General features: G+C 55.6%; 3 protein-coding genes. 2 read left to right on the top strand and 1 reads right to left on the bottom strand.

Annotated elements, in window-relative coordinates; translation table 11 throughout:
- On the top strand, positions 1 to 156 hold a 156-nt coding region (locus LJE94_12435), incomplete at its 5' end, for a xanthine phosphoribosyltransferase (protein MCG6910918.1).
- A gap of 131 nt (positions 157 to 287) precedes the next feature.
- Here the strand turns inward: LJE94_12435 and LJE94_12430 are convergent.
- Positions 288 to 722: a hypothetical protein gene (locus tag LJE94_12430; GenBank protein MCG6910917.1), complete on the bottom strand. Its 435-nt coding sequence runs from the start codon at positions 720 to 722 to the stop codon at positions 288 to 290.
- 214 nt (positions 723 to 936) lie between these two features.
- On the opposite strand from LJE94_12430, the gene recB reads away from it, so the two are divergent.
- Positions 937 to 4,167 (top strand): exodeoxyribonuclease V subunit beta (gene recB, locus LJE94_12425; GenBank protein MCG6910916.1); only part of this gene is annotated, 3,231 nt, incomplete at its 3' end.

Genomic DNA, 4,167 nt, shown 5'->3' with positions numbered 1-4,167 from the left:
ATGCTGCCCAAAGCCCATTTCGCAACGGTTTACGCCAAACCCGCCGGCCGGCCGGTCGTGGACACGTTTATCACCGAGGTCAGTCAGGACACCTGGATTCTATTCCCCTGGGATTCTGAGTCCCGGTTCGTGCAGCCCCTCATCGGCCAGCAATAAACGGCTGCGGCGTACCGCCTCCCGTACACGCTTGACCCCGGCGTTGCATTAGTGGGTTTATACCGATTGCCACAAGTCTATACTAGAGTCCGTCCCGGCAAGCCATTCGGAACGTTTTTCCGGCAACCACTCTAGAAGGCGCCGAGCTGGCACTTGGCAACCTTGATCCCCAGCTGTTCGCAGATATTCGAGATGTCCATTTTTTTCAGGCCTGCCCTCTCGGCAATCTGCCAACAGTTTTTACAGGTAATGCGCCCATTCTCCAGGTGGCGTTTGACGGCATCCTCGATATCCGGTGAGGGGGATGCGGCGGGTTTTACGATGCGTTTCTCGGGATGATAGCCGAAAAGCCCCAACTGGCATTTAGCGATGCGCGCTTCCATGAGATCGATGGCGACGCCCACATCGGCGGGGGGCGCCCCCAGTTCTTCCGCGATGGCGTGCGCGGCGGCGCAGCTGATTTTCCCTGCGGACAGCTTTGTTTCCAATTTTTGTTTGATCGAAGGATCGACTTTCGTTCCTGACGGGTGTTTGGCGGCGTAATGGCCTGCGTCTTCATGTGCCATGGGTTGACTCCGGTGGGGTGTTTCGGGTTTTGTTTTTTGTGTTTGGTGGCATGATTGTCATGAACAGGAGATTAGCACCTAATGGGTAAATTCGCAAATTGGAATTTCACCCCCTGCGTGCTATATAGATCGTGGTTTGAAGATAATATCTTATCTTGAGCGATTTTCGGGTTTGCCGCCATAGGAAAGATTATGAAATGGGATAGATGCAGCGATGAGTTCATTGCAACCCTTTGACATCCTCAGCACCCCCCTGTCCGGCACCAACCTGATCGAGGCCAGCGCCGGCACGGGGAAAACATACGCCATCGCCGGCCTCTATCTGCGCCTGATTCTTGAAAAACAATTTACCATCGACCAGATTCTGGTCGTCACCTTCACCGTCGCCGCCACCGAAGAGCTCAAGCAGAGAATAAGGGAGAGGCTGCTGCAGGCGCGGCGGAGCCTTGAAACCGGTAGGGCCGAAGACGACTTTCTTGACGGCCTGCTCGGTAAACAACCCGATTCAAAAGCAGCTATAGAGCGGCTTACCCTTGCCATAAGCGATTTCGACACCTGTTCGATTTTCACCATTCACGGTTTCTGCCAGCGGGTTCTACATGAAAACGCCTTTGAAACCGGCAATCTTTTCGACACGGAACTGGTCGCCGACCAGAGAAATCTCGTGGTGGCCATGGTCGATGACTACTGGCGGAGTAATCTGTACGGCGCCCCTCCCGAGTGCGTGCGATACGCCGTGCTGATGCTCAACAACCCGGCCAGCCTGGTAAAGCTGGTTGAAATGTCGAAGGGGATGAACCTGCATCCGATTCCGCAGAACAGGAAACCGGAATTTAACATGATGGAGCATTTCAGGATCTGCTCAAGGAAAATTGCGGACCAGTGGCCCGCAGAAAGAAAAGCCGTGGAAAAGTTGCTGTCGGACCCGGCCCTCAATGGGAGCGCGTATGGCGGTATGAAAGCGGTGGATCAGCACACGGGCGTCACCCGCCGTCAAATCACTGTCCAAAAGCTCATGGCCGCCATGGACGCTTTTTGTGAAAACGAAGGGCTGCGTTTCCCCCTTTTCAAGGCGTTTCACAAGCTGACGGCAACCACCCTGCACCAAAAGACGCGAAAGGGGCTGAAGACGCCGGAGCACCCTTTCTTTACCCTTTGTGACGAACTCAATGCCGCCGGGGAAGCCCTTTTGGAGGAGATGGACGCGTGGCTGATCTCACTAAAGTCCGAACTTTTTCCATATGCCCGTCGAACGCTGTCCCTGATGAAGAAAAAAAGGAATATTCAGCATTTCGACGACCTGCTCTACAGGGTAAGGGATGCCCTGGTCAAGCAGGGCGGTGGACTTCTGGCTGCCGCCGTCAGGCGTCGCTACCGTGCCGCACTGGTCGACGAGTTTCAGGACACGGACATGCTCCAGTACGACATATTTTCCCGATTGTTTGCCGCCGGAAAAAACAGCCCGTTGCTGTTTATGATCGGAGACCCCAAACAGTCAATCTACAGCTTCAGGGGTGCCGATCTTTTTTCGTACATGCAGGCGTCCGAAAAGACGCGGCAAAAATACACGCTTTTAACCAATTACCGCTCCGATGAGCGGCTCGTTACCGCAGTGAACACGCTTTTCTCGAGGGTGAAAAAACCATTCGTGTTCGATAAAATCTTGTTCGAAAAGGGGATCGCCGCCCATGGCGGCCAAACACGTTCAAAAGCACAGGCCGCCGCATTTCAACTTTGGTTCACGGGCGCTGCAGGCGGTAAACCGCAGGGCAAAGCAGAGGCCGAGGTCTGTATCGCGGCGGCGGTTTCAACCCATGCCCATGGACTTATCACCGGCTCCCAAAAGATGAACCCGGCCGACATAGCGGTTCTGGTGAGAACCAATCTTCAGGCCGGGATCGTAAAGGCGCAACTGGCCGACAAAAAAGTGCCGGCGGTGATATACAATGCCGGCAATGTTTTTGAATCCCGCGAGGCCGACGATCTGCTGCTTGTCCTGACCGGCATATCAGACCCTCGCGACGAGGGACGCCTGAAGGCGGCGTTGGCCACGAGCATCCTGGGTGTGCCCATCCCATCGCTGGAACCCGATGCCCTGGATCCCTCCTGGTGGGAGGATACGCTTAACCGGTTTTCGACATATCGCCGCCTGTGGATGACGGCGGGCTTCATGCGCATGTTCAACCGTCTGCTTTCCAGAGAGAACGTGCGTGCGCGAATGCTCGGGCTCTCTAATGGCGAACGGCGGCTGACCAACCTGCTGCACTTGGCCGAATTGCTCCACACCGGCGCCCTTCAGGAAAAGTATGGCATGCAGGCCCTGTTAAAGTGGTACCGGCTGCAGCGCGATCCCGGAGCCGGCATTCCGGAAACCCATCAGCTGCGTCTCGAAAGTGATGCCCGCGCCGTCAAAATCATCACCATTCACAAAAGCAAGGGACTCCAGTTTCCGGTGGTGTACTGCCCGTTTGCCTGGGGGGACTCGGAGGTGAAAGGGCCTGATTTCGTTTTTCACGACCGGGATGCCGACAACCGTCTCACCATCGATCTGGGATCGGCGGACATGGCCGACCACCGGCGCTTGGCGCAGCGTGAGCTTCTGGCTGAAAACTTGAGGCTTCTTTACGTGGCGGTGACGCGCGCCCGGGAACGGTGTATTTTGGTGTGGGGACGCATCAACGGGGCGGAATCGTCCGCCCTTGCATATCTTTTGCACTACGATGACAACGCGCCCGATTTGAATTCAGAACAGGAACCGGTGCATGGCCTCATAGAAGAGATCGGCTTCCAGTTTCGTGCCAAGGATGATGCGGCGTTGATAAAGGATCTTGGATCCCTTGAGACGGCATCGAACCATGCGATCCGTGTGGCGTCCATGCCCCGGGAAACCGTTGTCGACAAAGGTGTTGCGCCCTCACACCAGAAAGGAGCGGCGGAAGCATTCGAGGTGCGCCGGCTCGTCCACCCCATCGATCGCACCTGGCGCATATCGAGCTATTCTGCGCTGGTTTCCGGTCACACACCTGATGCAGAACTGCCGGACAGGGACGCACAGGGCCTTGCCGCGGAACCGTCGATAGCAACGCTTTCCGATGAAGCCGCAACGACGGAGGCATCTGCGCATGGGGAATCCGGTATGGAAGCCCACACCATTTTTAGCTTCCCGAAAGGCGCCGGTGCCGGCATATTTTTTCACGATTTGTTCGAGCACATGGATTTTACTGCCGTGGGGAATGAAACGCTCGAAACACTCGTTCATCAAAAAATGCAGGCATACGGTTTCGATATGGCATGGAAAGATGCGGTTTTAACAATGACGGAAAATGTGGTCACGGCCTCCCTGGATACCGGACAAGACCGATTCAGCCTTTCCGCGGTTTCCCATGAACGCCGCATCAGTGAACTGGAATTTTATTTTCCGCTGAAATTGATTTCCGCCGAATCC

The sequence above is a fragment of the Deltaproteobacteria bacterium genome, assembly GCA_022340465.1.
Lineage (GTDB): Bacteria > Desulfobacterota > Desulfobacteria > Desulfobacterales > B30-G6 > JAJDNW01.
This window is presented reverse-complemented; position numbering and strand designations above follow the sequence as displayed.